Below are 24,954 nucleotides of genomic sequence, written 5' to 3' on the forward strand. Positions count from 1 at the left end.
GTAGACCCCTTTCATACCAAGGCAGGAGTAGTACCATCAAGCACTACCGGCATGTTCCGAAGCTGCTCCTTCTTTGCTTCCACATCAATGCCATACAGGCGTGCTGCATTCAGACCAAGAATTTTCTCTTTGGTCTCCAGGGTTAGTTTCACACCGAACTCAGCCTCAAGGTCGGGTGGTAGTTCAAAAGCCATGAACTTCTCGATTAGCCAGCCTGGAGTCCACAGAGCATAGTCACTTGCGAAGGTCAGCTTATCAGGACCGAGCCAGTAGAGGAGATTGGCCATCACTTCGGCAAAGTAGCGAGGACGCGAGTGGATGAAGGGCATCACTACCGCCAGACCACCCCAGACGTTTGTTTCTTGCGTTGCAATCCAGCAGAAGTCTTCTAGACGTGGTAGACCACAATGCTCAACAATAAACGTTAGTCCGGGAAAATCGGTTGCCACATGGTCAACATCAGCCACATCAAACGCATCGCGGTCGAGGGGCCAGATGGTAGGACCCTTGTGGACATGAATGTTGGTAATTCCAAGCCGCTCACACTCTTCAAAGAAGGGATAAGCTGCCGGATCGCTCAATTTCCAACCACGAGAACCCTTGTCCCATTCCGCAGTATACAGCTTCACACCTTTAATATCGTATTGAGCCTTCGCTCGCCGTAATGCGTTCAGACCAAGTGGCCCATCTTCACCGTGACGCGGATCGAATGAACCGTTCAGGATAACGCGCTCTGGGAAGGCTTCCTTTAACTGCGCATTGCGCTCGATAGGATTGAAGCCAGTATGGTAGAACTCAAAAAGGTTCGTTGATTGCAGAATGCACATATCAACATAGCCTTCAACGAACAGGTCGCGGGCCATGTCTGTGACTGAGTAGCGCTCATAATGTTCGAGTGTCCAAACCTTATCGGCTGGCGACAGGTTCTTATGGTATGCGTAGAAACAATCGATCCAGCCTTTGCCGAGCTTCCCTCGCTGATTTTCCGGACTAGCATCCCATAAATGGGTATGTGCATCAATGACGAAGATTTCGCGACCATCATCGGTACGATACATACGAGCCTCCTGTCTACAATGACAACGACCACCAACACCGTGACAGATTGAGAATGGGATGTATGTATCGTAACGGTTCAGCAATAAGGTGACGGTGAAAAAGCGGTGAAAAAATTGGCAGGGATAGTAGACGACCCTCATTGAGGTATGGTATAACCAGATTACCGCAGCTAAACAGAAGGCACCATATACCAGGCGCAGGGAGGCGCTATGAACGAAACAGCGCTGCGAATAGCGACCATAGCAGATCTCGATGCGCTAGCCTGGCGGATTGCCAGACTGCGCGAAGAGTTTCTGAGCAATACTAACGTTGATCTTTCATCAATGCGCACCGTTATTCGTGATTCCTGGCAACGCTGTCGGGCCCTGGCGGTGAATGCTGAACTCAATCTGGCCCATTTCGTGGCAACCAATGATCAGCAGCTTCGCGATCTCTACGATCTCAATGTAGCATTTCTGCGCGCTGCCGGTCCGGTCCTGCTTCGTTTACGAGCGACGCTCGGTAACGCTGGTTATGTCGTTGCAATAAGTGACGCGGAAGGTACGTTGCTCGATGTTGATGGTGATCCGGCATGCCGACGCAAACTGGCCCGTAAGGGATTACTGCCGGGGAGCAATTGGAGTGAGGCAGTTGCTGGGACAAATGCAATCGGGGTTGCATTGGCGACAGGACAGGTTGTGCAACTTGTTGGCGCTGAACACTACTGTACCGGTTGGCAAGATGTAACATGCACTGCCGCACCAGTATTTCATCCCGATGATGGTCATCTGTTAGGGGTGCTCGACATTACCGGAGATTACCGACTTGTCCGTCCTTTCCTTACCGGCATTATGGCTGCCGCAGCCGCTGAAGTGCAACGACGTTACCGGTTGGAGCGCGTCACACAACCGGCTCGATCACGGATTTTCAGCGGTTGGACACCACCAGTACCAAGTAATAATGCATCTCCGGTCGCCGGTGACCAACTGGTGCTTTTCGAGCGTCTAGCTGATGTTATGCGCATCGTGAGCAGTGTTCTCGATCCGGTACGTACTCCTTTCGTAATCGCTGAACAAATGGGCCGTCTGCTCGATGCCAGTGGTACCGTACTCGCAGAAGGAACAACTGCTGGCCCGCCGCGTACATATTTCTGGACGGTGTCAGGTGAAGCAGGTCAAAAGGCGTCAGAAATTCTACAGCACGCTATCCATGATCCGACAATTCTCACCTGGCGTTTCTGTGATCGTCCATTTATTATAAGCGGCACCACCATAACCAACTACAAAGAAGAATTGGCAGGCTTTCCACTGCCCGACATTAGCGGTATGATTTTGGTGGTACGTATACCGGCTCGCCCCTGGACGATTGCCGATCAACAAAGTGGTGCGACTCTGGCCGCCCACGGTGCAGCGATACTACGTCATGCTCGCCTCTACACCGATTTGCAGGCATATGCTGCCCAAACTGAAGTTCTCAACACGTTAGCTCTCTTTCTCAGTACACTGATCGATCCAATTCGCCAGATCGATGTGGTTTTGCAGCGTATTCTCGCGCTTACCCACCTTGATATTGGGATGATGGTGTTAAAAGAGGATCGACACCTAGCAATCACTGCGGTGCCTGAAATTGCAATCGATCAAGAGCAGATCCTGGCTCTGGTGGAAACGGTAATGAGTACCGGTCAGCCGATCTGGCTCTGTCGTGAACATGCTGTTGCTCATGAAGGGACGTTACTTCCGTTACACGATTGCTGTGATCTGGTTGTGCTCCCGATCATCCTCCATGCTACAAATGCAGGGGCCTTATTAATTGGTAGCCGTGCCCATCGCCATATCAGTGGTGAAGATTTGACTCTTTTACTAACAATTACGCAGCAATTAGGCCTAACTCTGAGTAATGCCCGTTTGCGACAGGTAGCCAGTGAAAATGATGCGCTGCGGCAAGCCAATCATCTAAAGAGTGTGTTTTTGGCGAGTGTATCCCATGATCTTCGCTCGCCGTTAACCGCTATTCGGGCTTCAGTCGAAGACTTGTTGGAACGTCAACATGAGGTGTCACCCATCGATCATCGAGCGCTCTTGTCGAATATCGCACGTGAAACAGCGCGTTTAAGCCGTTTTGTTGATCAGCTACTCGATCTTTCGCGGATTGAAGCCGGTACACTCCCAATTGATCGTGAGTGGGTTGAATTACACGCATTAGTGCACGATGTTATCACCAACTTCCAGCAACAATACCCTGTATGTCGGATCGAAATCTTCCTGTCGCCAACGTTGCCGCCGTTATATATTGACCCGACGCTCATTACTCAAGTGCTGTGGAATATTCTTGAAAACGCTCAGAAGTACGGTCCGCCCGAAGGTCCTATCACCATAGAAGCATTCTGCACGAATACCGATCTGGTGATAAGTATTAGTGATCGCGGTCCGGGCATCCCCATCAATGAACGACATCGCATCTTTGATCGGTTTTACCGTCTGGAACGTGACCGTCGTAGTCATCGTAATGGGAGTGGGTTGGGGCTCGCAATCTGCCACGGTATTGTTGCCGCACATCAGGGAAGTATCTGGGTTGATGAGCGACCTGGTGGTGGCAGTATTTTTCGGATCATGTTGCCGTTGATCAACGAACAACCAACTGCCTGGTGTCCGTTAGAGTATCACAGCAGAGAGTCAGTATGAAGCAGCGTATTCTTATTGTTGATGACGATCCGGGGATTGTGGCCGCAATCATGCCCTCCCTGAAAGCGCAAGGGTATGACATCGCGGTCGCACACGATGGTGATCATGCACTTTCCCTATTTACTCAGCTTGCACCCGATCTCGTATTGCTTGATCTCGTTATGCCATCGCTGCATGGCATAGCCGTTTGTCAGCGAATCCGTCAGCAAAGCTCAACCCCGATCATTGTTGTCAGTGTGAAAGGTGCTGAAGCCGACATCGTGACTGCTCTCGATAACGGCGCTGACGATTATCTGGTAAAACCATTTCGATTGCGTGAGCTACTTGCACGGATTCGGGCTGTTTTGCGTCGTGGACGGAGTGAGCAGACCGTGATTCAATGTGCTGATTTGGTGATTGATACAAGCCGTCGCCTGGTACAACGGCAGGGGCAAATAGTTAGCTTAACGCCAATTGAATATGCAGTGTTGGCCGAATTAGTGACTCACCGCAATGGTGTAGTTACAGCACGCCAGATCGTACAACGGGTGTGGGGTCCTCAGTATATCGACTCAACTGACTATGTCAAAGGCGTCATTCGACGTTTACGAGTCAAATTAGAGCCAGATCCCTCGCACCCGCGTTATATCCTTACCGAACCACATGTTGGATACCGGTTTAATCACGGTGAGTAGCGTATCGACCTTCACCACTGTCGCGGCAACCTTCTTCTCCCACAGAGCCGGTTGGGAAACCTGCCCTTGCTGTTGCTCCTAACACCTTGGCTCTCACTCCTTCCCACTCACTCGCTCAACAACATATGTAACGCCGAGTGATCCAGTTCACCTAGGCCGCGTTCGACCAGGATTTCGTAGCGGGCAATGGTATCGGTCAGATGCGGCAACTCAATTCCTGCAGCTTGCGCCATTGCTGCTGCCAGCCGCAAATCTTTGAGCTGTGTCGTGACCTTGCCGCCCGGAACATAGCGCCGCTCCGCCATCCGTGCGCCGTGAATTTGCAGTATCTTCGAATCGGCAAAACCGCCAGCTAACGCTGTGCGCAAGAGTGCCGGATCGACTCCGTAGGCTTCGGCCAGTACGATCGCTTCGGCGACGGCTTGAATGGTTAGTCCGACGATCAGTTGATTAATCACTTTCGCAGTATGACCGGCACCCGGTGGGCCAACGTGGGTTGGTCGCCCCAATGCCGTCAATATCGGTCGGGCACGGCTGACATCCTCGGTTGTACCGCCAACCATGATCGCCAACGTTCCAGTAGCTGCCCCTTCAGGCCCACCTGATACTGGCGCATCGACCCAGCCAACACCTCGTTCGGCCAGCCTTGCTGCGTGCGCTTTGGAGTGCAGCGGATCAGAGCTACCCATATCGATGACCAGTTGTCCTGGCTGTAACAATGGATCGAGGCGGCGCAACATCTCGTCAACCGCAGCCGAGTCACTCAACATCAGAATCAGTGTCTCGGCCTGCGCCGCTTCGGCGAGGGTGGTGGCCAGTGGGATACCTTCGGTCAACGATGGGTCAAGTGGTGAACGATTCCAGCCGATGATGTTAAATCCGGCAGCCAATAATGTGCGCGCCATTGGCCGCCCCATTAACCCTAACCCAAACAGTGCGATCGTCATTGGCTTATCCCCGCAGAGAGTGTCTGAACATTCCTGTCCTGACAGATGTACTGCCAAGCCCCTTTCAATGAAACTCCGACATGCCGCCGTCAGCAGGATGGTTCTGTTCGCCGATCATAGCTGTCGCCGGAGCAGAGATGACCCGGCTGCGTCACAACGACACGGGGCGTTAACCCGCCATCCCCGGAAACGGGGGCATACCTTCAGAAACGCGCCCGGTCATCGTGCGCTCCATAAAGCGGCGTAGACGGACGGTCGGATGGTTGGTTTCGTAATCAACATCATCCCAGCGCACAACAGTACCTGCCGGGATCGGGCGTAAGGTGCGGGTATTGTGGGCCAACCCGATCGGCAATGCTCCCATAGCCACCGAATCGGCTGCTGGCATGAGTTTCCCGTAAACGGTATATCCCCCTTCTCCATCAAGTGCCTCGCCCTCGGCCAGATCACGCTTGGCAACTGCCACCACATCACCGAGAAATGCTCTGGGATAGCCGGTTGGTTCCTGGCGTAGACCTACTCGCAACACCGAAATCGGCAATTCCAGTCCAATCAGGTGGGAAGGACGGTACAGCGCACTATAAACTCCACTGGCATCGGTGACCAGGCCGTATTCGGCAAAACAACGTCGCACATAGTCGTCGGGAGCCGCGAAGACTACGTAGACGCCCCACCGTAGATCGCGAAATACCGGACGGCCATCACGCTCGAGCGATGAAACAACCTCAACGGTACCAGCATGCGTTAGCTGCCCACCGGCCGTTTGGGGTCGTAACACATGAGGGAGATCGTCAACTCCGCAGGGAGGAAATGCCAGCCCATGAGGTTGTGGGCGCAGCAGGCAGGCATTGGCAACTGCTGCCATCTCGATAGCCGATTTGGTTCCGTCGAGAAAGGAATTGAACATTTGTGGATTCATGCCACCCGCCGCTGCCTGCTCGGCGCTCAGGCCGTAATACTGCCAGACGGTATCCGGCGTGCTCTGATGATAATGCGGTAAGTACCGGGTACCCTTACCGGCACAAATAACCTCGAAGCCACAAGCCCGCGCCCATTCTACCTGCTCGGCGATCAGGGCTGGTTGATCACCATACGCCAGTGAGTAGATGACACCTGCTTCAGCAGCACGACGGGCGAGCAGGGGGCCGAGCAGGGCATCGGCCTCGACGTTGACCATGACCACGTGACGGTGATGCTCAATTGCCAGCAGACAATGCGCAACCCCGGCGGCAGGAGAACCGGTTGCCTCAACAATAACTTCGAGGCCATCGGCAGCAATGAGAGCCGCAGCATCATCACCAACGTAAGTTGTACCCTGCTGTAAGGCGTCGGCCAGTGAGGTAGCGGCATATTGACCGGCAGGCCAACCAGCGCGCTCTAATGCAATCCGTGCTCGTTCAGGAGACAGATCGGCTACACCGAGAACATGGAGACCACTTACCCGACGCGCCTGCGCCAGAAACATTGTCCCAAATTTCCCGGCGCCGATCAATCCTACCCGTAAGGGTCGCCCTTCAGCAACCCGACGGGCCAGTAGCGAGAGCAGGTCATTCATACATTTTCCCTTCTATTATTCAACGGCAAGACTATCAGATCGCGAAAAATCATCGGTGATTCATATTGTAATCGATCAGATTGTGGTACACTGCCAGTATGCAGGACCAATTGGTAAAACAACTTCGTACCCTCAAAGCCCAACGCTGGCGGCAGCACGCAATCGAGGAGTTGGTGCGGTCTGTCAGTGTTGGGTTACTCATTGCCTGTATCGGCGCTCTGCTGCCGATATTTGGTCTCGGTGCGTTACCGCGCCCTCTCGCAGGCTGGATTGTCGCCGGTAGTGTACTGGTAGGAAGTTTGCGCGCCCTGGCATTTCGGCTGTCATTGACCACTGTAGCTCGTCGCCTCGACCGCCGGTTCGATCTGCATGAACAGATAAGCACTGCGCTAGAATTACGAGGCAATCAAGTTGGGATCGCCGCTCGGTTGCAGGCACAGGCTCAAGAGAGTTTGGATCGCGTGCAAAATTATGTCAATCGAACCAGGCCACCACTCTGGTCAGAAGCGCTCACGCCTGTTTCACTTCTCTTCATCCTTATGGGGCTACTTCTTCTGATACCATCACCAATGCCCCTGTCTAGCGTAGCAGAGCCACTGCCCGATCTGGCGAGACCTGACCCGGTAGCGATGCCAGCAGACCAGCAATCGACCAGCGTCATCCCTGCTCCAGCAGCGAGTACCGATCCAGGCGTGCTTTCTGCACTGGCCGATGCGTTACGCGATCAAGGTATCACTCGTCAGGCTGCTGAAGCACTCGATCAGGGTAATCCTGCAAGTGCTGCTGATGCCCTACGTGAACTAGCCGATCAAATGGGTGAGATTTCACCAGAATCACGTGAGGCATTAGCTGCTGCACTCCGTGAAGCCGCCCGTGCGATTCAGCGCACCCAACCCGATCTGGCCGATCAGATGCGGGCAACCGCCGATGCGCTTCAGTTTGGTGATGCGGTTGCCGGCGCTGCCGGTCTTGAGGCGCTGGCAGATGCCCTTGAGCGACAACCCGGTTCATCTGCATCCGTCGCAAGTGGCGGTGGTGGTGCAGGAAACGCACCGGGGAGCCAGCGCCGCGAGCAACCCTTTCGCCCAAGTGGGGTTGAGGGTACGCCACTAGAGTTAACAACCGACGGTCAAGGTCAGCTTCCAACCACCGGTACCCCTGGCGAACAGACCACTAACGCTCAGACAGGAACCCCGATCATTCGCTCAGGAGGATTTGGGAACGGTGGACCGGTGCAAGCTGCCGATGATCCACTTCAGATACCCACGGATGTCCGCGATGTGGTTCGCAACTATTTTTCGCCGTAAATCGAGTACACCGCCGCCATTGTTCGACGAAGCATTTCTGCGTCGGCTAGAGCGACTAAGCCTGCAAGCGCAACGTACTTTGCGCGGCACACCGATTGTCGGGCGTTATCCTGGTCGGCAACCAATGCCGGCAACGATTTTTAGCGATCATCGTCCGTATGTTCCCGGTGATGATCTGCGTTATCTCGACTGGAATGTCTACGCCCGGCAAGAGCAGCTTTTGGTACGTCTAGGCGAAACCGAACAAGACGTGGCAGTCAGTGTGATTCTCGACACGTCGCGAAGCATGGCGATGGGTGAACCGGATCGATTGCGGCTGGCAATCCAGCTTAGCGGAGCAATCGGTTATCTGGCACTGGCCCACGGTGATCGGGTGAGTGTACTGGCCGGTGATCGGCCATCCCTCATTTTTGGTCCAGCGCGTGGCAAGATGCAGGCGGTTGAACTGTTCACTGCATTGCGTGAAGTAACACCGACACTACGCACCGATTTGGTACAGGCAGCCTACCAGATAGCCCAGCGCAGCTCGCGGGGTGGCCTGGTGTTGTTCCTTTCCGATCTGCTCACAGCGATGCCGATGGAACGACTCGCCCTGATTCTACCGGCGCCGCGTTGGCAGGTGATGGTGTTGCATATCCTGAGTAAAACGGAGACAGCGCCGAACCTGCAAGGACCGCTAGAACTGGTTGATAGCGAAACCGGCGAACGGATGATGGTCGATCTTGATACCGAGACATTAGCAGCCTATCGCACCGCAGTTCAGAACTGGCGGTCGGCAATTGCCCGTCAATGTGCTACCTATGGCATAAGGTACGCCGCTATCATGACCGATTGGGTTCTCGAACGCCAGATTATTCCGTTTCTGCGGGTACGCCGTTTTCTAACCTGACCCGCATCAGCTCAGGATCGGTATGACACTGCTCGTTCCTTTAGCTCTGCTATCGCTCCTCACGCTGCCGATCATCGTTATCTTACACATGACTCAGTTGCGTCGGCGGCGCGTTGAGGTACCATCTCTGCTTCTCTGGCGGCAGATTCCGTTGCAGACTACTGCACGCCGCCGCCGTCGCTTCCGCCTGACGTTGCTCTTATTCCTGCACTTGCTGGTTGCTTTACTGATCGGTGTTGCCCTAGCTCAGCCTGAGATCACCTTGCCATGGACAAGTGCACGCACGTGGGCAATTATCATAGATACGTCAACCAGTATGGCGCTGGTGGAAGGTGGCAGCAGCCGTCTCGAACGCGCCCGCCAGCGGGCAGCCGTTTTGATCAGAGAGATGCGTGGTGCTGATCAGGTAGTGTTGATCGGCGCCGGCCCAAGACCACGGTTGATCGACCGTGGTCATGTTGCCGATAGTGCGCGGCTGTTAGGGGCACTCAATACTCTCGATATTGAGGGAAGCGGGAGTGATCTGGTTGGCGCATTCACCATCGCCGAAACGTTGCTTTTCGACCAACCAGGAGCCGAAATATTTGTACTTACCGACGGGGCACTACCTCCGCCCAATGTCAGCAACATCCGCTTTCCTGTACACATTGAAGTGATCGGCACTGAACAACCGAATCGGGCAGTAGCGACACTGGCTGCCCGAACAGATGAGGCTCAGGCCGTTCATATCTATGCCCGGCTCGTCAACGCCGGTAATCGCCTATTCAGGGGGCCAGTGCAGCTCTGGCTTGACGATCAACTGCAATTGACCGAGCAGGTCAGTATGCAACCGGGTGCTGTGCTCGAACTAAGCTGGACTCTTCCGGGGCCAGCGCAGCAGGTGCGGTTAGCGTTCGATGGCGCTGATGGCTTACCGCTCGACGATACTGCGACTGTTATAGTGAATAACCGGCGCCCCATTCGGGTACTCTTTGTCGCCGACGATTCACCGGCGCTGGTACGGGCGTTGCAGGCCATGCCAGACGTTGTCGTAACAGCCGTGACACCAGCCGCCTACGTTGCCGAGCAATCGACTACTGCCGATGTCACCATCTTGGTACAGACATTGCCGGCACGCTGGCCGACAGGTGGTGTGCTCGTCATCAACCCGCCCGCCGGATCACTGCTCGATGTACGAGGAACAACAACCGCTATTCCTTCGATTACACTCACACCTGCCGGAGAAACGCTCTTGCGCGACGTTAACCTGAGCGGCATTGACTGGGGAGCAATTACCGTTATTGAACCTCCAGATTGGTTAACACCGCTGGCGTTCAGTGGTGATCACCCGCTTATCCTGCGTGGTCGGGTTGAACGTAGTGAGGTGGCCGTTTGGAATGTTGATCTCACCGATCATCCCCTGACCCGACGGCTGGCGTTTCCGTTACTGGTAGCGCGTACTATTCGTAGTCTGGCGCCACCGCCACTGCCGGCTGCGGTCATAACAGGGGAAACCCTACTCTATCAGGCCGATCTGCGGACAACGCAATTAGAGATCATTGCTCCCAATGGCATACGTGACGTGGTTGAAGTACAACCGGCTTTACCCGTCGCCATCACCTTAACGCAAACCGGTCTTTACCGCATCCGTGAATGGGCAAACGAACAGACTATCCACGAAGCACACCTGCCGGTCAACGCTAGCACTCTTGCCGAAGCCGACCCAACACCACGGATGTCGAGTACAACGATCAGCCCTCCAGTCACGTCGACGCAAACCAAATCGATAGCAACACCGCAACCATTGTGGTCATGGTTAATCATGATGGCAATTATCATCTTGGTTGTGGAATGGCTCTACATTCAGCGCCGATCTGTCCAGGAGGTACGATGATCTGGCAAGCACCACATATGTTCTGGCTCCTGTTGACGCTCCCAGCGCTGGTCTTAATCTGGCGACGTACCAGAAGTCGATTACCCTGGTCGGTGGTAGGGCTACGGCTCGTCATCGTTACCTTCTTGATCGGCGCGTTGGCCGATCCGGTACTACCGAAGGCCGGCAAACCGGGTAATAGCCCGCTGATTGTGCTGTACGATCAATCAGACAGTCTGACTGCTGCCGGTCGCGCTGCGATTCGAGCTGAAGCAGAATCAATTGCCACTGCGGCCGGCCCAGAAACGCGCTTGCTGGCATTTGGGGCGACAGTCGTGGCAGGTCGCGACCGACTACCAGATGGCGCAGGGAGTGATTTGGCAGCAGCGATCACGACTGCTCAACAACTGTTGCCCGGCGGGGGGAGAGTGATCGTGATCAGTGACGGTCAGGCGACCGGTGGCAATGCTCTGGTTGCGGCACAGCAGGCAGCACAAGCCGGTATCCAAATTGACGTGCGTTTCTTTGCTCCACCAGCAATACCAGAAGTTGCGGTGACCCGCATCGATGCCCCTACCCTCTTGCGGAGTGGCGAAACGTTCGACATCGTGATTTCTACCTTTTATCAACCAACAGATAACGCCGATCCGCTATCTGCTCGCCTGAACGTATGGGCAGAGGGTGAATTGCTCACCTCAGAATCGGTCTTCATCCCACCTGGACAGTACCAGTTTGTCACAACGCACAGCGCAACCAAACCGGGAATCCTCAGTCTGCGTGCCGAAATTATTCCTACTGGGAATGATACCTTTGCCGCGAACAACAGCGCTGCCATGACCGCACTGGTCATACCACCACCACGCATCTTGTTGGTGGAAGGTAGCCGTGAGAGCGGCGCGATACTGGATGCTACTCTGCGCCAGGCCGGCACAGAAGTTGAACGTATCCCGGCGAGTGCATTTCCCACCAACCTCGAACTCTTGCGTAGGTTTGAAGGGGTCGTCATGATTGACGTAGCGGCCCATCAACTGACGCTCGATCAGATGATGGCGATCCGCGAAGCGGTGCGCAGTGAAGGGAAAGGGCTGACTGTTCTCGGCGGGAGACAATCGTTTACACTAGGCGGGTATGCGGACACACCGCTGGCCGATGTTCTACCGCTATTGATGACTCCACCGCCAAGGCCACAACGGGCACCGGTATCGCTCTTGCTGATCATCGATCGCTCGGCCAGCATGAGCGCCTCGTTCGGGGTGACAAAGTTCGATATGGCGAAAGAGGCAGCAATGCTTGCCCTTACCGCTTTACAATCAGAGGATCGGGTTGGTGTATTAGCGTTTGATACCGATACGATCTGGACGATCCCTTTTCAGGAGGTCGGTGAAGGGGCACGGCTGGCCGAGTTGCAAAGCCAGATCGCTCTGATGCCACTTGGTGGTGGAACTAATATCGAACGAGCATTGGCAGTTGGCTTGCCGGCGCTGGCAAACGAACCGTATCGTACCCGACATGCAGTGCTGTTGACCGACGGACGCAGTTACAGTAATAATTATCCGCGTTACCAACAATTGATTGAAACGGCTCGTGCGGCCCAGATAACCCTTTCGACGATAGCTATCGGTACCGACGCCGACACGGAATTACTAGATCAGTTGGCTCAATGGGGAAATGGACGGTACTACTTCGTGGCAGATGCCACCGATCTGCCACGGCTCACGTTGCAGGAGAGTGAGATTGTGGCGGCCGAGCCAACGGTTGAGCAACCGGCGCCGGTACTGGTGAATCAAGCGCACCCCCTGATACGCAACCTCGATCCCCGTGAACTCCCTCTGATCGACGGATACGTTGCTTTGCAACCACGCAACGAGGCTACTGTTGTCCTCAAAAGCCCGACAGGAGACCCGCTATTAGCCGTCTGGCAATACGGTTTAGGCCGGAGTGTCGCCTGGACAGCCAGCGCTGCCGAGCCCTGGGCTAACGCCTGGCCAGGCTGGCAGGGATACGATCAGTTCTGGGCGCAAGTTGTACGTTATACCATACCAACACCTGACAGTGGGCCACTTCAGGTACGACTGGAACCGACAACAAATGGGACTCGCCTGGTGGTTGAGGCACAAACAGCGGGCGGCGACCCTATCGATTTAGCCCAGGTTAACGCCCGCATCACCCTACCTGATGGCAGTGAGCAGAGCTTCCGTCTGGAGCAGATGGGGCCGGGATACTATACCCGCGACCTAACATTTACCAGCAGCGGCCCGTATGAGATCACGGTTGCGCTGTTTAGCGGGCAACAAACCCTGCAGCGCAGTATTGGCTATGTTCAACCCCCACCGGCGGAGTACGCTATACACACGTCGAACACAGGCGAAGCACTCTTACGCCAGATCGCTGTCGTTACCGGCGGCAACCTGGAGTTTGATCTCACTACCTCGTTAACATCATCCCCGCAACCGACATCAACGGTCTGGTGGCCGTTGTTGGCCGGGCTGGCCCTTGTGTTCTGGCTGGTCGAGATTGCATTGCGGAGGAATCGAGGCTTAAGGTGATGGATTTGAGACTACAATCATCCGCGGTTAAATCGAGTTTACTATGATAGATGATATTGACGCAATCATCACAACGGCAATTCGTGCACGCATCTTTCCAGGAGCAGTGATCGTCGTAACCCAGAACAATCGATTGCTGCACGCTGCGGCATACGGTACAACGATGTACGATGATCCGGGAACGAGCACAGTCACGCTCGACACCATCTACGACCTGGCCTCACTAACTAAAGTCTTCACCGCAACTGCCGCCTTGCGACTTCACGACGCCGGTCTATTACCTCTTGATCGACCAGTTCAACACTGGTTACCAAACCTGCACGCTGCTGATATTACCATTCGACACTTGCTCAGTCACCGTAGCGGGCTGGCAGTACAACTGGCACCGCTGGCGCGTAGTGGAACAGCAACGATCAGAGAGGTGGTATACGCAACTCCACCCACCCATCCTCCTGGTAATGTCACCAGATATGCGAACGTCAACACACTCCTCCTGGGTGACGTGATCGCAGCCGTGTACGGAGGTTCGCTGGTTGATGCGCTCAGCGAACTGGTTTGCCAACCACTCGGCATACGGACAACCCGCTTCTGTCCACCGGTAGAATGGCGAGCACGCATTGCTCCTACCGAATGGGATGAGGAGTGGCGTGGTGGGCTGGTACACGGTATCGTTCACGACGAGAGTGCCTATGCCTTAGGGGGTGTTGCCGGTCACGCCGGTCTCTTCGGTAGCGCAAGTGATGTGCTGCGACTGGTGCAACTCTTCTTGCAAGAGGGATGGTGGGATGGACAGCAACTGCTGAAACCGGCAACTGTCCGCATAGCGCTTCAGCCACGACCAGAGCCGGATACACATCCCGCGCATCCGGCAAGCGGTCTGGGCTGGATGTTGAACCGACCGTATATGGGTGCGGCAAAGGCTGAAGGGTTTGGGCACAGTGGATTTACCGGCCCGATCATCATCGGCGTTCCATCACAGGGCCTGACAATCGTACTGCTCTGCAATCGCACCTACCCCAAACGTACACCACCACCGTACCGTCATCACGAGGTTTCGGCAGCAGTCGTGGATAGTGTATTGCAGAGCATCGGGAATGAAGTGTAAGGTTTTTCAATGTGTCCGGATTCCCCTTAGCTGGGAGTGCGGTCCTCCGGCTTCTACGCAGAATGAGCGCTCCCAGCCCCATTTGTGGAGGACGAAGGGTGGAACTTGCACCGACCGCTTATTCCTAGATCCAACTCCTCTCTCCTTTTTTGGATCGGAAAAGAACGTTGAAAAGCCCCGACCGACGTGTGAGGGAGACGAAGAGACATTACGAGGTATAATGATAGAGACAATAGCTTAGAGCCTGATCGACAACCCGGGCTGTTGATGAGGCTCGTTATACGCAATAGAGAATGTCGGGGAACGCTGGTGGATAAGGCATACGTCCCCGCAGAATAGGGTGACAACGGTTGCAGGGCCGGTGCTGCGGAGTACGCCTGGTGGCCCTCACCTTCCCCCCAGCCCCCTTCCTCTCCCGCGCTGCGGGAGAGGAAGGGGGAGTATGAAACATCGGATGGCAGGTATGTCGCTCGGCCTTCTCCTCCCACGCTGCGGGAGAGGAAGGGGGAGTATGATCTACGGACTTCCACGCTGCGGAAGAGGAAGGGGGAGTATGATCTACGGACTTCCACGCTGCGGAAGAGGAAGGGGGAGTATGAAACGGATGATCAACGGTCCGTACTTCCATGTCATCCAATACACGCTGCAGGAGAGGAAGGGGGAGTATGAAACGGATGATCAACGGTCCGTAGTTCCATATCATCCAATACACGCTGCGGGAGAGGAAGGGGGGATGAGCGGAGCAGGGGCGGTTCTGCGCTAGTATCTTGCCGAGGCTATGAACTCAGATTACCTCTCTCCCGTGCTGCGGGAGAGGGGTTGGGGGTGAGGGCCGCCTGCAGCACCTGGCGCTACCCGCTCGGCAGCGGGAACGGGTGGCGGATGACGGCACAGAACGTTGGCCACTGAACGCAATGATCGCAGATGCACGGTAAGAGACTCATCAGAAATGCGAGTTTTTGATCACGCTCTTAGAAGCAGGTTGGGAGTCTACGCTAGCAACACAATCTAGCCTGATTGACATCGGAGGGTGCTATGAGCCGCAAACGTTATCAGCAATGGTTCCGTATTCTCAGTGCAATCATTATTGGCATCCTGGTCCTGGCGTTGGTGATAACGGCGATTATGCCGTATTAAAACTCTGAATGACAGAAGAAAAATGAATTCCTGACCGCGCTTCAAACCGAAGTTGTAACATTTCATTCGGTAGTTTCAACACCTGATTGGAATTGGACTTTAGATACGTTTAGGAACGTCCGCCTATTTCAGAAGCGGTATTGAGCAAACCCGCTTACGAAACGTCAATCGCCAGTGAAACCTTAACACCGCTTGCTTAGCCAGCTTCACCCTATGAAAGAGAAACCCATGCGCTACACGATGCTCTACGACGGCAACTGCCGTATCTGCCGCCGCCAGGCTGAACTCGTCGCCGCTTACGACGATTACAAGCGGATCGAATTACTCGATGCGAATAGTGCACACGCCCGCGAACGATTTCCGCACATCAGCTTCGAGGATGCGCTAAGTCAGTTGCATGTTGTCGGTCCAGACGGTACCGTCTACCGTGGTGCTGAGGCTGTGCGCGAGCTGTTGTTACAGTTGCCAGCTCTACGGGGGTTAGGGGAGATGTTGCGATTACCCGGTGCCCTTACCCTGGCCCAACCCTTATACGAATTGGTGGCGCGGAACCGGTATCTGTTTGGTGGAACGACTACCTGTGATGACAATACTTGCCGCAGATGAGGTAGGGATTTAGGGTGGCGACGGTTACCGGGCCGGTGCTGCCAGGTACGCCTGGTGGCCCTCACCTTCCCCCCCAGCCCCCTTCCTCTCCCGCGCTGCGGGAGAGGAAGGGGGAGTATGAAACATCGGATGGCAGGTATGTCGCTCGGCCTTCTCCTCCCACGCTGCGGGAGAGGAAGGGGGAGTATGAAACATCGGATAGCAGGTATGTAACTCAGCCTTCCCCTCTCACGCTGCGGGAGAGGAAGGGGAAGGTGGGGGTAGAGAGCTACGTGCCCGATGAAAAGTCGCTTCGCGATGCGCTGGAACAGGGTGGCGACGGTTACCGGGCCGGTGCTGCCAGGTACGCCTGGTGGCCCTCACCTTCCCCCCAGCCCCCTTCCTCTCCCGCGCTGCGGGAGAGGAAGGGGGAGTATGAACAGGTGTTGCCTACGCCGTTGTTGCCAATCTCTAAGGTCGGTAGGATATGATGTTCGTGTGTTCTGTTCGTTCATACCATCAAGGATACATCAAAACCCTCGACCAGATAAAATTTCAGACACGCTCTTAGAGTTCTCGGCTGCGGGCTACATTCTTAGAGCCTATCCGAATAATTGTCTCACAGTACAGCGTATGAAACCTGATAGATGTACGGGCACGGCGCTGCTGCACCCCAACCGATCTTCTTCTGCGACAGAGTATTCCGGATAGGCTCTTAAAGACAGGCACGCATTTCAGCAGAGGGTGTGCTGCGGGCCAGGCAGGCAACGGCCCCTTTCACTATACTATCAGGCAAATGTTCCTAAAGAGGGATATGGCTGTGAGTAGAGTGGGTACCGGCGCAAACGTCAGGACATTCATCCTATCCGATGCAGGCGGGCAAGGCGAAACGGCGCAATATCGTAACTAGTCGTGCCATGCATCGCAAGATCAGACAGTATTTCGCCAACGATTGGTGCTACGCTGAAGCCACAACTACTCCCTGGGATTGCGATGAGAATCTGATTGTACTCCGGATGGGTATCAATCACGAAATCACCGTCGGGTGTGTGCGTGAAGCGACATGTCTCGGCATACAGCACTTGATTCGCAAACCCCGGCATGGTTTGCGCAAGCCGTTGAGCAATCCGTTCATTTTCTGCCGGATCGGGTATTGGTGGTGGTTCGTAAGGGTCAGCAACAGGTATCCCGGCCCCGTGACGCTCGACTTTGATCCCTTCTCCTAAATCAGGATAACAGACGAGCAGGTGATCGCCGGGGTGGTGACCGTAATCGCGTACCACCGGTAAATACCCCAACTTGCTCAAGACGCGATGACGCGGCGAGAAGAAGGCAACCTGCTCGCAGGTAGTGGATAGATCAACCGCTACATCAAGATGCTGCAACAATACAGAGCTGTATGAACCAGCCGCGATCACTGCGCGCTGTGCCCAGTACACCGTACCATCGGCATCGACTCGCACCCCCGAACCCTCTGGTTTGATCCGACTGACCCGCACACCTACGGCAACCTTTGCTCCGTAGCGCCGTGCCTGCTCGACCAACGTCGCAACACAACGCGATGCCGGCAATATACCACCTTCAGGCTGATAGATAGCGATGGTCTTGTCAGTCAGGGCGAGCTGCGGAAAACGGGCCCGTAGCTCGTAAAGGCCGAGTATTTCAACCTCCTCATCAACAGCACCGAGGTGAGCGATGCTAGCCTGGATCGCGGGCGAATCGGCATGGCCAATATCCAGGACACCGGTCTTGATCAGCAATCGTTGACCACTATCGTCTTCCAAGCGACGCCAGGCCTGCCGCGCTGCGGCGACCAATCGCATGTGATGGAGACGCGAGTGAACAGAGCTGATCGAGCGCGATAAACCATGTGAGCTACCACGAGCGTGCCCGATAGTAAACTGTTCGAGTAAAAGCACTCGACGACCACGCCTGGCAAGAGCATACGCTGTTGCTGCACCGATTACTCCGCCGCCGACAACCAGCACTTCGAGCGCAGGCATAGTGATCCTCACTTCGCGGAGCTGCTAATCATCTACTGGAATCATACGTCGGTGTGTTACAGCGGTAGTTGTTTACAGTCATTGTGCTCAGGTGGCGAAGCGGTAGGATTTCTCCTGCGGCACACCTGTATGAGCGAAAAGTGAAGAGTGGAAACAGGTGTGAGGGGAAAGAACGGTTAGGAACATCCTCCCTCGCTCCTTCTTCACCTCACCGTTACTCGCGACGATCTTCACGCCAGCGGAAGACGAACTGCTTATCACTGGGACGGTCACGACGAAAGCGCCAAAGCCTAGTTGGACGCCCACGCCCTTCTCGCATATACGGTGTTTCTTCGAGAATACCAGACTCCTTGATCTTGCGATAAAAGTTACCTTTATCGAGCTTTTCACCCAGAATCTGCTCGTAAATATGTTTCAGTTCGAGAATTGAAAAGAGTTCGGGCAACAACTGAAAGGCCAGAGTCGTATATTCGAGTTTCGAGCGCAGCCGTGAAAGTGCATACGCCAGAATCTGATCGTGATCGAAAGCAAGCGGTGTCGGCAGGTGATCAACCGGGAACCAGCGCACGTCACTATTTTCGTCACTCACCCGGATCGTCTGCACATCGGCGCGGACAAGGGCAATATAGGCGACGCTGATCACCCGATGACGCGGGTCGCGATGCACATCTCCAAAGGTATAGAGTTGTTCAAGATAGACATCGCGCACGCCGGTCTCTTCCTCAAGCTCACGGCGTGCTGCCTCTTCAAGTGACTCGTCAAGCCGGATGAACCCACCTGGGATCGCCCAACGTCCCTCGAACGGCCAGCGTTTCCGCTGAACAAGCAAGACATGGAGCGTGCGATTGATCAGGCTAAAAATTACGACATCGACTGTGACCGCCGGCAATTGATATTTGCTGACATCGTAAGTTACCGGATGTTCATCCTGCATGATCGAGTTTCTCCCTCCGTTAATATTAGTGTTGTTTATACACTAAAGTATAAACGGTGTCAACTCATGGCTGCTGCTGCCGCGCCGAGCAGACCAGCCTTTGGTTCGAGGATAACATGAACCGGAATCCGGCTTAATAATTCGCTGAAACGGCCTTTATCACGGAAGATTTGTAAAAAGCGACTGCGCTTCATCAGTGGCAACACACGAGGGGGCAATCCACCGCCAATATAGACACCGCCAGTCGCTAAGACCTTCAGAGCCAGATTCCCGGCTTCGGCAGCCAAAATATCGACAAACAGTTCAAGGGTTGTGCGACATACCAGACACATCTGCTCGGTGGACATGCCGGCCTGAACGATCACAGGAGTTGGATCGCTCGCGGCAGCCAATTGCTCAGCAACCTCTGGTGTTTCCTGTTGAAGTAGGCAATCACGGACAAAGGCGTAGAGATTGGGAATGCCGATGCCTGAACAGACTCGCTCGTAGCTTACGTGTGTGTAGCGCTGGTGCAAATAATCGAGTAAATCTTTTTCGATCCGGTTACGAGGGGCAAAGGTGGTATGGCCACCTTCTGAGGGGTGAGGCCGGTAGCGCTGACCGTCCCAGGTGAGAAATGCCTCACCTAGGCCTGTCCCAGGGGCAATGACCCCTATCGCGCCGCCGGGGATGGGCGATCCGACGGCAAGGGTCTCGACATCGGCAGGTTCAAGGATCGGTACAGACTGCGCAATAGCTTCCAGATCGTTGAGCAAGCGCACCGGTGCACCTTTCAGCACATCACTTAGCACAGCGACATCGATTGTCCAGTGTAAATTGGTAATGCTGGCCTTTCCGGCCATCACCGGCCCGGCGACCCCGAAGGCAGCGCCGGTGATCGAAACCGGATGTTGGGCGCAAAACTCGGCAATAATCGCTTCCAGCCCTGGATATTGGGCGCTGGGAAAGGTCTGCTCTACTAATGGATGATGTGGCCCGCTGTTGTAATCAAACAGGGCAAGGATGGTCTTGGTACCACCAATATCACCGGCAAGATACATAAAACACCTTTTCTCCGCACACAAGAACAGTTCACTTCAATCGTGGAATTTCTCCCAGCGCAATCCGCAGATCAGTGATTGCATCGGCAATGGGCTGGTTGCCAAACACTGCCGAACCAACGACAGCAACGGTTGCACCGGCCGCAGCACAGGCAGCAATCGTCGATGGATTGACCCCACCGTCTACCATAATGTCAATTGGGCGATTGTTTAGCAGGGTACTCAACCGGTGGACTTTCGTCAAAACCGAGGGGATCAGAGTTTGACCACCAAAACCAGGATTAACTGTCATCAACAAGATCAGGTCAACCTGGTCGATCACTTCTTCGATCATACACAGCGGTGTAGCCGGATTGATCGCAACCCCAGCCTTTTTCCCCAGATCACGGATCATCTGGACAGCTCGATGGAGATGTGGTGTTGCTTCAGCGTGAATGGTTATCAAATCAGCACCGGCAGTAGCAAAATCAGCCAGATAGCGTTCGGGTTCGACGATCATCAGGTGTGCATCGAGCAGCGCACCATACTTATCGGCCAGGGGACGTAACGCACGCACAACCAATGGGCCAAAACTAATGTTTGGCACAAAATGGCCATCCATGACGTCGAGATGGATCCAATCAATACCGGCAGCACAAACCGCAGCTACCTGTTCGCCCAAGCGCGCAAAATCAGCAGTGAGAATCGAAGGTGCGAGCCGCATAGCACTCCTGTCAGCGTATTCGTACATTTACCGGGTCATTGTACCGCAATCCGATGCTACTACATGTCGAACACCGGTAGCACTAGCAATGAAGAGATCGGTTGCTAAACCAACGAACAGACCGTGCTCGACAATGCCGGCCCGTGCTGCTAGCCGTTCCGCCAGAGCTGCCGGATCGGCAATCGGGCCACAGGCCCAATCAAGAATGAGATGACCCTGATCGGTACGGAACGGCTGACCGTCAGCCCGCAACCGCAGTCGTACTGTGCCACCCTGTGCCTCTAACCAGCGAGCGGTTGCCCGCTGCCCAAAATCAACAATCTCTACCGGAAGCGCGAAGCGGCTTCCAAGCGCTGGCGAAAGTTTGCTCTCATCAACAATAATCGCAACCCGGCTACTGGCCTGGGCAACCATTTTTTCGCGCAGTAAGGCGCCACCGCCTCCTTTGATTAATGCTAGATGCGGATCAACTTCATCAGCACCGTCGATAGTTAGATCAACCGTGTTTACCTCATCAAGTGTTGTCAATGGGATGCCCACATCTCGGGCAAGCAGTGCAGTGCCTTCGGCGCAGGGGACACCCACAATATCGTACAATTCTCCTTGACGCAACCGCTCACCGATCAGGCGCGTGGCGTAAGCTGCCGTGCTACCAAAACCTAAACCAATCACCATTCCCGGCTGCACTAGAGCTACGGCTGCTGCCGCTGCCATTGCTTTGAGTTCCTCGACTGAAACAGATGTTGCGTTCATTACTGGATCGCTCTCTCCTAATCTACATCTTTTGTAGCCATGCCGCACGGGCATACTGTTGAGCATCAGTCGGCGCGGCCACCGATACCAGCGATAGCATATCATAAGGTGCGACTGCCAGTGTCACCGGTACCTCTACCAGAGCATCACCGCGGAAGAGCGTTAATCGCACAACATCACCCGGTCGGCGTTCGAGGAGGCGTTGGTGCAACCGTTCCTCGTTAACCCGCCAACCATCGAGCGCTACCAGCTCATCATCGGCATACACACCGGCTTCGTAGGCCGGTCCATCACTGCGCACTGACGCAACCAGGGTGCGGTCGCCCTGCTTTCGCACATTGATCCCCAGCCAGGCTGGTGGTTGACCATCAGGGCGGGGCCGACGATATTGCCAGCGCGGTTCGAGGCCTACAACCGACAGGGCGGCAGCGTAATCGAGTTCGTCTACTCCAACAACGTAGCGTTCGTAGAGATCACGGAGCGTACCATTAGCGCCACCAATCAGCTCAAGCGCTTCCAGGACTGCGCCCTCTTCTGGAATACCCGGCCCGGTGATCGGGTAACGCTGGTACAGATAACGCATCACGTCATCAAAGCTCCGTAGACTATTGGTTTGAGCACGGATCGTCATGTCGAAGATCCAGCACACCAATGCCCCTTTGAGGTAATAAGAAATGCTTGAATTGATACTATTTTCATCAGGACGGTAGAGCTTGATCCAGGCATCGAAACTACTCTGTTCGAGGCTTTGTAACCGGCGACCGGGTTGGTTCTGCAATTGCACGATCTTGTCGGCCAGCTTCTGAAGATAACGCTCTTCACTGATCAGACCAGCGCGCACCAGCAACAGATCATCGTAATAGCTGGTTGCACCCTCCATCAGCCATAACAGTCGCGTGTAGTTCTCATTCTGATAATCAAACGGCCCCAACGGCGCCGGACGCAAGCGCTTGACATTCCAGGCGTGAAACAGTTCGTGCGAGGTCAAACTCAAATATCGTTCATAGTTGTCGGTAAATGTCCAGCGATCCACCATATTTGAGGCGCTGTTCCGATGTTCAAGGCCACCACCACGCCCATCGGTCAAATGCAGAATAAAGGTATAGTCGCGGTACGGCAGGCCGCCAAACATAGCCCGTTGTACTTCAACAATCCGTCGCGTATCAGCCAGCAGCCGTTCTTCATCTTCATTACCATGGCCCCAAATCGCGATCTGATGCGGAATACCGTCGACCGCGAAGGTCAACAGGCGATGGGTGCCACACTCCACCGGGCAGTCGATCAGTTCATCGTAATCGAGGGCCTGAAACGAAGCCCGCTGCGGACGGGTAGGATCAGATGGCAACGGCGTCAGACCGGTCGTTGCCCGCCAGCCAACCGGCAGATCGATGTGCAAGGTCAGAGGTTCGTGCGTATGACCGTGGACGTACATAAACACATTTGCCCCGTTGAAATAGCCGTGCGAGCCATCAAGATGGCTGGTTCGCACGGTGAGATCAAATGCGTAGACGTGATAGGTCACGATCACTCGGGTTGCCGCACCTGCCTCGATCAACCAGGTGTCTTTGCGTGTCTTGCGCCAGGGCAACCGGTTGCCCTGGTCGTCAACTGCCTGAAATTCCTGCACGTGGCGCGCAAACTCGCGGATCATATACGAACCGGGTGTCCACGCCGGCAGCGACAGCCGTACCTCACCATGCTGGACCCGGTCTATATCGATCTGGACGTGAAACAGGTGCGAGTGCGGTTTGGGCATTGCGATAGTGTAGATGATCATTGCCGCTCCTTGTGTTTATTGATAGTCGCCTTACCTGTGGCCCCTTCCTCTGCCACAAGGGAAGACATAGTGATATGTATTGAACGGTGTCCAGCGACCGAAATACTTTCAGTGCCTATCCGCATTATCCATCATCACCGCACGACGGATGAACTGCGGCGATGTACGCAAGACGATGCACGATTTGGGCTACAGGACAAAGCAACGCCTCGCCCCGACAAGGGAGCCTTGCGTCGTTGTCCCGCGTGGTGAACGCCGCGTCTCACCATGGCACGGTGGCTGTCGGCTCCCCGGCGCCGCTGCGGTCGCATCGGGACGGCGAGAGCGATCTTCATAGTTTGGAATGAGCGATTTCGGATCGGCTCCAAGCCACGCGCTTGCCCGAGAGTGCAGATTTCTTCTTTCCTCTTGCCTTTCTTCTAACCGACGGCGGACGGTGCTACCAATTCCATACATTCACCAGGTATGCTATGATTAACTGCAAAATAGCATAACACAAGCACAAACTATGAATGCAATTGAGACCATTGACCTCACCAAACGCTATGGAAAACGGTTGGCGGTTGACCACCTGAATCTGACCGTCAGCAAGGGTGAAGTATTCGGCTTTCTCGGCCCCAATGGTGCTGGGAAGACCACAACGATTGCTATGCTGCTGGGCCTGGTACGACCAACGAAAGGCCGGGTGATGGTGCTCGGGCATGACGTGCAACGCGAACCGGCGCTGGCGCTCCGGCGAGTGGGGGCGATGATCGAGGCGCCTGCGTTTTACCCGTACCTGAGTGGCGCCGATAACCTGCGCGTGCTGGCACGTGCAGGTGGGATTCCGGCTGCGCGAGTCAAGGAGGTACTGGAAACGGTCGAGCTAAGCGACCGCGCCCGTGACAAGGTCGCTACCTATTCGCAGGGGATGAAACAACGGCTGGCGATAGCGGCCGCACTCTTACCCGATCCCGAACTGATTATGCTCGATGAGCCAACCAATGGTCTTGATCCGGCAGGGACAGTCGAAATCCGTAACCTCATTCGCTCCCTGGCCGCTGGTGGGCGTACCATTTTGCTGTGCAGTCACCTGCTGCACGAGGTCGAACAGCTCTGCAATCGGGTAGCAATTTTGAAAGAAGGCAAGCTGATCGCGGCTGGCGAAGTGGCAACGTTGCTGCGGCGTGGACAGGGAGTGCGGTTACGGGTTCAGGGCAATCCCGAACCGGCGGTACATCTCTTGCGTACCCTGCCATGGGTTAGCGGCGTGACGGTGCAAGAGGAAGCGATTATCATTGACGCACCTGTTGAGCGTGCTGCTGAAATTAACGCTCTGCTGATTCGCGCCGACATCGTGGTGGCCGAGATTGGCGCGAACCATAGTTCGCTGGAAGAGTTCTTCCTAACAGTGACGAGAACTGAGTAGCTGCGATGGATACACGAACG

The 24,954-nt window shown here is 55.0% G+C and carries 18 protein-coding genes; 9 read left to right on the forward strand and 9 right to left on the reverse strand.

Annotated elements, in window-relative coordinates; all coding sequences use genetic code 11:
- Window positions 1–11 precede the first annotated feature (11 nt).
- The gene (locus QTO31_RS11035) at window positions 12–1,058 is read right to left on the reverse strand and encodes an amidohydrolase family protein (protein ID WP_301429112.1); all 1,047 of its coding nucleotides are present in this window, start codon (window positions 1,056–1,058) and stop codon (window positions 12–14) included.
- A gap of 210 nt (window positions 1,059–1,268) precedes the next feature.
- Between QTO31_RS11035 and QTO31_RS11040 the strand changes: the two genes are divergently transcribed.
- Together QTO31_RS11040 and QTO31_RS11045 are read left to right on the forward strand one after the other, a co-directional pair.
- Window positions 1,269–3,719 carry an ATP-binding protein gene (locus QTO31_RS11040; protein ID WP_301429113.1) on the forward strand — a complete coding sequence of 817 codons (2,451 nt, stop codon included), beginning with the start codon at window positions 1,269–1,271 and terminating at the stop codon, window positions 3,717–3,719.
- Complete coding sequence (locus tag QTO31_RS11045; RefSeq protein ID WP_301429114.1) at window positions 3,716–4,393, forward strand: response regulator transcription factor; 678 nt, start codon at window positions 3,716–3,718, stop codon at window positions 4,391–4,393. Before QTO31_RS11040 ends, QTO31_RS11045 begins: the two co-directional genes overlap by 4 nt.
- A 107-nt stretch (window positions 4,394–4,500) precedes the next feature.
- On the opposite strand, the gene QTO31_RS11050 is transcribed toward QTO31_RS11045, so the two are convergent.
- Complete coding sequence (locus QTO31_RS11050) at window positions 4,501–5,340, reverse strand: NAD(P)-dependent oxidoreductase (RefSeq protein WP_301429115.1); 840 nt, start codon at window positions 5,338–5,340, stop codon at window positions 4,501–4,503.
- Window positions 5,341–5,509: 169 nt separating this feature from the next.
- Window positions 5,510–6,895: an NAD(P)H-dependent oxidoreductase gene (locus tag QTO31_RS11055; RefSeq protein WP_301429116.1), complete on the reverse strand. Its 1,386-nt coding sequence runs from the start codon at window positions 6,893–6,895 to the stop codon at window positions 5,510–5,512.
- 98 nt (window positions 6,896–6,993) lie between these two features.
- Here QTO31_RS11055 and QTO31_RS11060 point away from each other — a divergent pair, with 98 nt between their 5' ends.
- The 6 genes from QTO31_RS11060 to QTO31_RS11085 all read left to right on the forward strand — a co-directional run bounded on the left by QTO31_RS11060 (window position 6,994) and on the right by QTO31_RS11085 (window position 16,337).
- Complete coding sequence (locus tag QTO31_RS11060) at window positions 6,994–8,202, forward strand: hypothetical protein (RefSeq protein ID WP_301429117.1); 1,209 nt, start codon at window positions 6,994–6,996, stop codon at window positions 8,200–8,202.
- A complete protein-coding gene (locus QTO31_RS11065; protein ID WP_301429118.1) occupies window positions 8,174–9,091 on the forward strand; it encodes a DUF58 domain-containing protein in 918 nt (305 codons plus the stop codon). The genes QTO31_RS11060 and QTO31_RS11065 overlap by 29 nt, the downstream gene beginning before the upstream one ends.
- Before the next feature lie 22 nt (window positions 9,092–9,113).
- Entirely contained in the window at window positions 9,114–10,964 is a 1,851-nt protein-coding gene (locus tag QTO31_RS11070; protein WP_301429119.1) for a vWA domain-containing protein, read from the forward strand.
- On the forward strand, window positions 10,961–13,489 hold the full coding sequence (locus QTO31_RS11075; RefSeq protein ID WP_301429120.1) for a VWA domain-containing protein: 2,529 nt from the start codon (window positions 10,961–10,963) through the stop codon (window positions 13,487–13,489). The genes QTO31_RS11070 and QTO31_RS11075 overlap by 4 nt, the downstream gene beginning before the upstream one ends.
- Window positions 13,490–13,532: 43 nt before the next feature.
- The gene (locus QTO31_RS11080) at window positions 13,533–14,594 is read left to right on the forward strand and encodes a serine hydrolase domain-containing protein (RefSeq protein WP_301429121.1); all 1,062 of its coding nucleotides are present in this window, start codon (window positions 13,533–13,535) and stop codon (window positions 14,592–14,594) included.
- 1,365 nt (window positions 14,595–15,959) lie between these two features.
- Entirely contained in the window at window positions 15,960–16,337 is a 378-nt protein-coding gene (locus QTO31_RS11085; RefSeq protein WP_031461455.1) for a thiol-disulfide oxidoreductase DCC family protein, read from the forward strand.
- A gap of 836 nt (window positions 16,338–17,173) precedes the next feature.
- Here QTO31_RS11085 and solA read toward each other — a convergent pair.
- The 6 genes from solA to QTO31_RS11115 form a co-directional block, all read right to left on the reverse strand.
- Complete coding sequence (solA, locus tag QTO31_RS11090) at window positions 17,174–18,319, reverse strand: N-methyl-L-tryptophan oxidase (protein ID WP_301429122.1); 1,146 nt, start codon at window positions 18,317–18,319, stop codon at window positions 17,174–17,176.
- Window positions 18,320–18,533: 214 nt separating this feature from the next.
- Window positions 18,534–19,253 (reverse strand): NUDIX hydrolase, encoded by a 720-nt coding sequence (locus tag QTO31_RS11095; protein ID WP_301429123.1) that lies wholly within the window; start codon window positions 19,251–19,253, stop codon window positions 18,534–18,536.
- Between the two features lie 59 nt (window positions 19,254–19,312).
- Window positions 19,313–20,293 (reverse strand): glucokinase, encoded by a 981-nt coding sequence (gene glk / locus QTO31_RS11100; protein ID WP_301429124.1) that lies wholly within the window; start codon window positions 20,291–20,293, stop codon window positions 19,313–19,315.
- Window positions 20,294–20,324: 31 nt separating this feature from the next.
- Window positions 20,325–20,996, reverse strand: a complete 672-nt coding sequence (rpe, locus tag QTO31_RS11105; protein WP_301429125.1) for a ribulose-phosphate 3-epimerase — start codon at window positions 20,994–20,996, stop codon at window positions 20,325–20,327.
- Window positions 20,997–21,023: 27 nt separating this feature from the next.
- Complete coding sequence (gene rpiA / locus QTO31_RS11110) at window positions 21,024–21,749, reverse strand: ribose-5-phosphate isomerase RpiA (protein ID WP_301429126.1); 726 nt, start codon at window positions 21,747–21,749, stop codon at window positions 21,024–21,026.
- A 22-nt stretch (window positions 21,750–21,771) separates the two neighbouring features.
- Window positions 21,772–23,526, reverse strand: a complete 1,755-nt coding sequence (locus QTO31_RS11115) for a M61 family metallopeptidase (protein WP_301429127.1) — start codon at window positions 23,524–23,526, stop codon at window positions 21,772–21,774.
- Between the two features lie 508 nt (window positions 23,527–24,034).
- Between QTO31_RS11115 and QTO31_RS11120 the strand changes: the two genes are divergently transcribed.
- A complete protein-coding gene (locus tag QTO31_RS11120) occupies window positions 24,035–24,934 on the forward strand; it encodes an ABC transporter ATP-binding protein (RefSeq protein ID WP_301429128.1) in 900 nt (299 codons plus the stop codon).
- Window positions 24,935–24,954 lie beyond the last annotated feature (20 nt).

It is taken from the genome of Chloroflexus sp. MS-CIW-1 (assembly GCF_030444705.1).
Taxonomy (GTDB): Bacteria; Chloroflexota; Chloroflexia; order Chloroflexales; family Chloroflexaceae; genus Chloroflexus.

What these genes read in the sequence shown, in the direction of transcription:
- QTO31_RS11035 (WP_301429112.1), bottom strand. Translation starts at nt 1,058, where the DNA reads ATGTATCGTACCGATGATGGTCGCGAAATCTTCGTCATTGATGCACAT.
- QTO31_RS11040 (WP_301429113.1), top strand. Translation starts at nt 1,269, where the DNA reads ATGAACGAAACAGCGCTGCGAATAGCGACCATAGCAGATCTCGATGCG.
- QTO31_RS11045 (WP_301429114.1), top strand. Translation starts at nt 3,716, where the DNA reads ATGAAGCAGCGTATTCTTATTGTTGATGACGATCCGGGGATTGTGGCC.
- QTO31_RS11050 (WP_301429115.1), bottom strand. Translation starts at nt 5,340, where the DNA reads ATGACGATCGCACTGTTTGGGTTAGGGTTAATGGGGCGGCCAATGGCG.
- QTO31_RS11055 (WP_301429116.1), bottom strand. Translation starts at nt 6,895, where the DNA reads ATGAATGACCTGCTCTCGCTACTGGCCCGTCGGGTTGCTGAAGGGCGA.
- QTO31_RS11060 (WP_301429117.1), top strand. Translation starts at nt 6,994, where the DNA reads ATGCAGGACCAATTGGTAAAACAACTTCGTACCCTCAAAGCCCAACGC.
- QTO31_RS11065 (WP_301429118.1), top strand. Translation starts at nt 8,174, where the DNA reads ATGTGGTTCGCAACTATTTTTCGCCGTAAATCGAGTACACCGCCGCCA.
- QTO31_RS11070 (WP_301429119.1), top strand. Translation starts at nt 9,114, where the DNA reads ATGACACTGCTCGTTCCTTTAGCTCTGCTATCGCTCCTCACGCTGCCG.
- QTO31_RS11075 (WP_301429120.1), top strand. Translation starts at nt 10,961, where the DNA reads ATGATCTGGCAAGCACCACATATGTTCTGGCTCCTGTTGACGCTCCCA.
- QTO31_RS11080 (WP_301429121.1), top strand. Translation starts at nt 13,533, where the DNA reads ATGATAGATGATATTGACGCAATCATCACAACGGCAATTCGTGCACGC.
- QTO31_RS11085 (WP_031461455.1), top strand. Translation starts at nt 15,960, where the DNA reads ATGCGCTACACGATGCTCTACGACGGCAACTGCCGTATCTGCCGCCGC.
- solA (WP_301429122.1), bottom strand. Translation starts at nt 18,319, where the DNA reads ATGCCTGCGCTCGAAGTGCTGGTTGTCGGCGGCGGAGTAATCGGTGCA.
- QTO31_RS11095 (WP_301429123.1), bottom strand. Translation starts at nt 19,253, where the DNA reads ATGCAGGATGAACATCCGGTAACTTACGATGTCAGCAAATATCAATTG.
- glk (WP_301429124.1), bottom strand. Translation starts at nt 20,293, where the DNA reads ATGTATCTTGCCGGTGATATTGGTGGTACCAAGACCATCCTTGCCCTG.
- rpe (WP_301429125.1), bottom strand. Translation starts at nt 20,996, where the DNA reads ATGCGGCTCGCACCTTCGATTCTCACTGCTGATTTTGCGCGCTTGGGC.
- rpiA (WP_301429126.1), bottom strand. Translation starts at nt 21,749, where the DNA reads ATGAACGCAACATCTGTTTCAGTCGAGGAACTCAAAGCAATGGCAGCG.
- QTO31_RS11115 (WP_301429127.1), bottom strand. Translation starts at nt 23,526, where the DNA reads ATGATCATCTACACTATCGCAATGCCCAAACCGCACTCGCACCTGTTT.
- QTO31_RS11120 (WP_301429128.1), top strand. Translation starts at nt 24,035, where the DNA reads ATGAATGCAATTGAGACCATTGACCTCACCAAACGCTATGGAAAACGG.